Source organism: Schlesneria sp. (assembly GCF_036405755.1).
GTDB lineage: Bacteria > Planctomycetota > Planctomycetia > Planctomycetales > Planctomycetaceae > Schlesneria > Schlesneria sphaerica.
In genome coordinates this window covers 1-6,157 of sequence record NZ_DASWWZ010000323.1, presented here as the reverse complement: position 1 = coordinate 6,157, position 6,157 = coordinate 1, and the positions used below count along the sequence as shown (strand labels likewise).

The following is a 6,157-nucleotide window of genomic DNA, read 5'->3' as shown; positions in this document are numbered from 1 at the left end:
GTCGACGGTCGGCTTCTGGGTCGCGAGGACCAGATGGATGCCCACGGCTCGGGACTTTTGTGCCAACCGGATGATGTGCCCTTCGACGTCTTTCCCTGAGGTCATCATCATGTCAGCCATTTCGTCGGCGACGATGACGATGTAAGGAATGAAGTCAGGGACCATTTCCGCTTCAGGAGTACCTTCCTCAAGCCCCATCTTGGCCAGAATCTTTTCGCGGCCCAGCTTGTTGTAGGAGTCGATATGGCGCACCCCGACGGCGGACAGCAACTGGTAACGTTCTTCCATCTTGTCGACGGCCCAGCCCAGCACGGCTTCGGCCTTCTTCATGTCAGTGATCACCGGATGCATCAGGTGCGGGATGCGGCTGTAGGGGCTCAGTTCGACCATCTTGGGGTCGATCATCAGCATCTTGACCTGGTCGGGGCTGCGGGTCATCAACATCGAGACGATCAGCGTGTTCAGACAAACGCTCTTGCCTGTCCCGGTACGACCGGCGATCAACAGGTGAGGCATCTTGCACATGTCCACAACCAGTGGCTTGCCGCTGGCATCCTTCCCCAAAAACATGGGAAGCGCTTTCGACTCGATGTCTGCAGCCGATGACGTGATGAGCTCTTTCAGTCGTACCATGACACGCACGGCATTCGGGACCTCGACCCCGACGGTGTTTTTGCCCGGAATCGGGGCAATCACACGCACGGACGAGACGCGCAGGGCGATCGCCAGATCGTCGGCCAGTGAGGTCACTTTTGACAGGCGCAGACCTTTTTCAAGTTCCAGTTCGAATTGTGTGATCACGGGGCCGGTGTCGATTTCGACGACCTTGATATTCAGGCCAAATTCCTGGAACGTCTTCTCCAGTGTCGCGGCTGCAATCTTGGCTTTGGAGGCCAGCGTGTCGTAGGGGAATGCTTCGGCGTCATCCAGAATCGAGATGTCCGGCAGGCTATACGGTCCGCTCAATGCCGCCTCGGCTTCTGACTCCGAGACACGTGCGTTCATCCCGATCGGCGGGTTGACCCGAATTGGCGATCGATCGGGCGAAAGCGTAAACGACTTCGGCGCAGGGGCGTCGTCATCGATCAGAGAATCCCCCTCAGGAAGGTCTTCTTCGAAAGAGTGGTCTGCAAAGGATTCGTCCTCGCGGGAGTCGAGTGTTTCGGAAAGGGGCTCCACCTCGGCGGTCGGCGCAGGAGTCTCCTGTTCGGACGTGGCGTCTGTTTCCTTCTTTCGCCACGGGCTGAAGAACCGCTGTCGCAGCGAGGGCTTGTCGGACGGAGCGGCGGCGTCAGGTTCGTCGCTGATCTCTGAGACGGGCTCGTCGGTGTGGGGAGCCAACGTGTCGTCGGTCGCTGCGGTCTCGCTTTCTTGGGAGAGCTCGTTCGCAGGATTAGAGATCATGCTGACGATCGCCGCCAGGGCCTCAGGCGACAAGTTGCCGTCGCTGACCACGACATGCGAGTCTGTCGCCACGTTCTCAGCCGTAGAATCATCCGACCGCGGTTCGTCCGGCTTCGAAAGATTCGCAGCAGGTTCAATCGTCGGTTCAGGCGAAGTCACCCGTTCCGGGGTCGCAACAACCTTGCTGACGGGCTCGGCCGCTTCCACTGGACTGGAGGTGGCAACCTTCGGTGGGGCAGGTTTGGCGGACTTTCGAGGGCCTTTTCCGAACGCCAGGCGACTCCACATCGTGATGGGCAAGGCGCACAGCGAGAGGATTGTCCAGCAAAGACGCTGTTCTCCGGTCAGCATGACCCCTGCGACGATCGCGGTGGCGATCATGATCAGGCTGCCCACCCGGGAGAATTGCTGATCGAGCAGAATGGTGCTCCATGCACCGACGTAGCCCCCATTTCCGGTCATCGAACCGGACAGGGGAACGGGAAGATACCACTGGGAGAGCGCGCACACGCTGAACATGATCAGGATCGCACCGCACAGACGTGTGAGCGGATCCTTGTAGACGTCTCGCGCGAACAGCCGGACGTCCAGAATGACAAGCACGACCAGAACGACATACGCTCCGGCCCCAAAGGCATTGATCAGGGTGTGAGAGAGGAGAGCACCCGTCGCTCCGCAGAGATTCATCGGCGGGTTATGGGTGGGGTAGACGATGTGAGCGGGAGGATCAGCCGGGTGATGGCTGACCAGGCTCAAGCCGACAAAGACCGTCGTCGCCAGTAAGGCGAGCGCCAGCAGGTCGGTTCTGAGCCGCCCGTAATCGATCATTGTTCCTCCCAGAGCGGTTCTTCACCTTGTGAACGCGTTTCGACAGGCGAATCGTCGGCCGTCTCATCCCTGGTGAAGCCACTGAATAAACAGAGTCCACAGAGAAACGTAGCACGGGTTTCGCAGCGCCGTTGAAAAAAGTGAACGTTCGGCGGCGTCTTTCCCCAAAAAGGGGATGGATCAGAGCGGTTGGTAGGGATCTGCGGGGCTTCAGCTTGTCAGATGAGCCGCGATCCATTGCCAGAGCTGGCTGGCGACGTCGGTCTTGGAGCCGGAGTAGTTCGCGACGCCTTTGCCGGATTTGTCGATGATTTCGATCTCGTTGTTCATCGAACCAATTGCGGTGGGACGGTTGAGGACGATGGCGTCGCAGTTCTTGTGTTTCAGCTTGCGAAGTGCGTTGATGTGAGCAAACTCGTCTGATTCGAGTGCGAACCCGACAATCCAGCGGCTTCCTTTGTTCATCCCGAGTTCGGCCAGGACGTCGGCGGTTTCCACCAGTTCCAGCTCGAGCGAGACCCCCGTCTTGGCGAGTTTCCCCTGGAAGCGTTCACGCGGGCGATAGTCGCAAACGGCTGCGGTGGCAATGACCCCGTCGCAGTCACCGAACAGGCGGTTGCACGTGTTGAGCAGTTGTTCTGTCGTCTCAACGTTGTGGGTTTCGCAGCCTTCAGGGGGAGTCAATGTCACAGGGCCCGTGACGAGCACTGCTTCGTGGCCTGCTGCCACGATCGCTTCGGCGATCGCGTATCCCATGCGTCCGCTGCTGGCATTGGAGAGGTATCGGACGTCGTCGAGGTATTCGCGGGTGGGGCCAGCGGTGATCAGGATTCGCATGAGTCTCAATTCTTGAGCCGCTTCAGGCTCACGCAGATTCGAGGAGTTTCGTGATCGCCGCCAGGATTTCGGCCGGCTCGGCCATACGGCCGGCGCCAACCTGACCGCAGCTCAACCAACCCGATCCCGGGGCCACAAAGTTCGCTCCGTCTTCACGAAGCTGGGTGACATTCCGCTGAACGGCTTTCTTCTCCCACATTTCGCAATTCATGGCGGGGGCGAGCAGCAGTGGGCAGGTCGCGGTGAGGACGAGGGTGGAAAGCAGGTCGCCGGCGAAACCTCCTGCTGCCTGGGCGAGGAAATGTGCGGTCGCCGGCGCCACAACAAACAGTTCGGCACGTTGGGCCAGACCGATGTGCTCGCCGCGATAGTGTTCGACCGGGTCGAATGAGCCCGTGTAGACCGGGCGTCCGGTCAGCGCTTCAAACGTGGTCGCACCGATGAACTGGGAGGCGGAGTGAGTCATGACGACTGACACATGGCTCCCCACCTGGACCAGCTTGCTGCAGAGATCGGCTGATTTATACGCGGCGATCCCGCCGGTCACCCCCAGCAATATTTCGCGGCCCTTCATCGTCGGCGCGACCTCGATTGGATATCAAGAGACCCGTCAGGGCTTACATGTCGTCCAGTGACGGTCCGCTGGAGAAGTGGCGTTCCCGGTTTTCGTCCCCGCGGGTCATCACAGCACCACTGGCATCCAGGTAGATTTTGTCCTGAATGATTTCCTGAACGACGATTTCCATCGCGTTCTTGCTCTGGGTTTCCACGAGCGGACGAGTACCACGGTTGAGGACAACCATGCGTTTCTGGATCAGCGATGACAACTTGAAACGTCCGCCGACCTTCTTAACGATCTCTTCTTCTTTCAGTTCGTCCAGCATATCGAATTCCAGTTAGATTAAATCGCGTTCTTGACAATGATGGATTTGATCTCATCCACGGCACGGTCAAGGTCATCGTTCACTACTTGATAACAGTATCGGTCTGCCAATGCTAGCTCTTGGTGCACCTTCCGCAGCCGGCGCTGGATCGTTTCTTCCGAGTCGGTTGCTCGCGAGCGAAGTCGTTGTTCACAAATTTCCAGTGACGGAGGCTGCACGAAAATCGTCAACGCATCGGGATACACATCGATGATCTTAAATGCACCCTCGACATCCACCTCCAGAAACGCCCAGCCGTTGGCCTCTCTGGCACGTTGAAGTTCGGACCTCAAGGTGCCGTACCAGTACCCTGCCCCAAACACCTCGGCCGTTTCCAGAAACGCATCTTCAGCGCGGCGACGTTCAAATTCTTCCGGCGTCAGGAAATAATAGGCAACCCCGTCAACCTCACCCTTGCGCTGTGGTCGGGTGGTTGCGGAAATCATCTTCACCAGAGGGACCGGCGATTCAGCGACCAATCGTTCCACGATGGTTGTTTTGCCGCTGCCACTGGGGCCCGACAACACCAGAAGTTGAAACTTTTTTGGTTCTGGCGCTGGTTGCGACATTGTTTCAGCCACCATCGGGGATTCGCGATACTGCAACTGTGTCAATTCTCAGCGACTTTCAGTCAATTGCCAATTCGATAAGACCACGTCGAACGACCGTCACTCGACATTCTGAACGATCTCTCGGATACGTTCGATGCTCGACTTGAGATCAACGGCCGAATGTGACAATCCGATATGGTTGGCTTTGGAGCCAATCGTATTCACTTCCCGGAACATTTCCTGGCAAAGGAAGTCCAGTTTCCGACCGGGTGACGTGCCTGTGTCGATCAGCGACCGGAACTGACTCATATGACTCCGCAACCGCGTGATTTCTTCATGGATATCACAGCGGTCCGCATAGAGTGCGACTTCCCGCAGGACGTCAGACGGCTCGATATTGACGTCAGTCCCGGCGAGCAACTCGCGAGTTCGCTGCACCAGCTTCTCGTGGTAGTCGCGGGCGACTTGAGGGGCCATTTCGACGACCTGGCCAAGAACCTCTTCGATCCTCTCCAGAAGCTGTGCCAGCTCACTGGCGGTCGTGCTTCCTTCTTTCCTGCGGAACTCCTGCAGGTGGGTGGCCGCGGCCGTCACGGCCTGCTCCACCAGAGGCCACAGTCGTTCGACGGTGTCGCTGTCGTAGCTGTCTTCTCGCAGGACGCCGGGCAGATTAAGCAACTGAGCCGGTTCGGGAGCAGCGACGGAGAGTTCCTGGCAGACTTCGTTCAGTTGTCGCCAGTAAGTCTTCAGGAGCTGCGTATTCAGCCGCGGGCCCTGGATATCGCCAATCTGATCGATCTTTACGGACAGATGGACCGACCCGCGCGAGATTGATTCGCGTAGCAGTCGCTCAAAATCCGACTCGTGCTGCAGGAACCCGTCAGGACAGCGAAGTGCCAACTTGAAGTGACGATTGTTGACGCTTCGAATTTCGACACGACAGAACGCCAGTTCGTTCTGAACAATGGCTTCGCCGTATCCCGTCATACTCAGCAGCACGAACTTCACCTGTCAAAAGATCTCGATCTGTCGCAAACAACGCTTACTGTGGCGCTTCGGCGTCCGGTTGTTCCGTCTTGGGCTCTTCGGGTGACTTAGGTTCTTCAGGCGTCGCTTCCGGTTGAGGCTCGGGTTGCTTTTCCGGCGCTGGTTCAGGTGTTGTTGGAGCAGGCTCTTCGGGCTTCGCTTCTGCTGCTTCAGGAGCTGCCGGTTCGGCTTCCCCTTTCTCTGCAGCAGGTTCCGGGTTGGTTGGAGCAGGCTCTTCCGGCTTGGTTGGCGCGGGTTCTTCTGGCTTCGTTGGGGGTACGGACGATTCTGGTGCCGCATCCTGCTTTGGAGCCGGCTCGGTCGTGGTGGTGTCTTCAGGCAGCTTCAGGTCGTCGTCCTGCTGGCCGGACTGTTGTGATCGCAGGTTGTCCAACTGCTTCTGTCGGGCTTCGTCCTGGGCCTTGACGTCAGCGGGATCGGCGAAGGCCGTCGCCCGCTGAGCGGAGGAATTCTGCAGCGCGATCACGCCGCCGGCGCAGAAGAGAATCCAGGCGGCTGCGACACCGATCGTGATCCTGGTGAAAACGTCACCTGCCTTGGTACCGAAAGCGCTCTGGCCCCCCATGA

Annotated in this window: 6 protein-coding genes and 1 pseudogene; all 7 read right to left on the bottom strand. The window is 58.5% G+C overall.

Annotation, left to right across the window (positions count from 1 at the left end; all coding sequences use genetic code 11):
* A partial coding sequence (locus tag VGE80_RS11325; protein WP_440592744.1) for a DNA translocase FtsK 4TM domain-containing protein occupies nt 1-2,232 on the bottom strand: 2,232 nt, incomplete at its 3' end.
* A gap of 210 nt (nt 2,233-2,442) precedes the next feature.
* Nucleotides 2,443-3,069, bottom strand: coding sequence for a phosphopantothenoylcysteine decarboxylase domain-containing protein (locus VGE80_RS11320; RefSeq protein ID WP_373649931.1), 627 nt, complete (start codon nt 3,067-3,069; stop codon nt 2,443-2,445).
* 28 nt (nt 3,070-3,097) lie between these two features.
* Nucleotides 3,098-3,643 (bottom strand): flavoprotein, encoded by a 546-nt coding sequence (locus VGE80_RS11315; protein WP_397571746.1) that lies wholly within the window; start codon nt 3,641-3,643, stop codon nt 3,098-3,100.
* Nucleotides 3,644-3,686: 43 nt separating this feature from the next.
* On the bottom strand, nt 3,687-3,953 hold the full coding sequence (locus VGE80_RS11310) for a DNA-directed RNA polymerase subunit omega (RefSeq protein WP_373649933.1): 267 nt from the start codon (nt 3,951-3,953) through the stop codon (nt 3,687-3,689).
* 17 nt (nt 3,954-3,970) lie between these two features.
* On the bottom strand, nt 3,971-4,561 hold the full coding sequence (gmk, locus tag VGE80_RS11305) for a guanylate kinase (protein ID WP_397571745.1): 591 nt from the start codon (nt 4,559-4,561) through the stop codon (nt 3,971-3,973).
* 99 nt (nt 4,562-4,660) lie between these two features.
* The gene (locus VGE80_RS11300) at nt 4,661-5,542 is read right to left on the bottom strand and encodes a YicC/YloC family endoribonuclease (RefSeq protein WP_440592743.1); all 882 of its coding nucleotides are present in this window, start codon (nt 5,540-5,542) and stop codon (nt 4,661-4,663) included.
* Between the two features lie 43 nt (nt 5,543-5,585).
* Nucleotides 5,586-6,157, bottom strand: a pseudogene (locus VGE80_RS11295) (hypothetical protein); the annotation flags it as partial.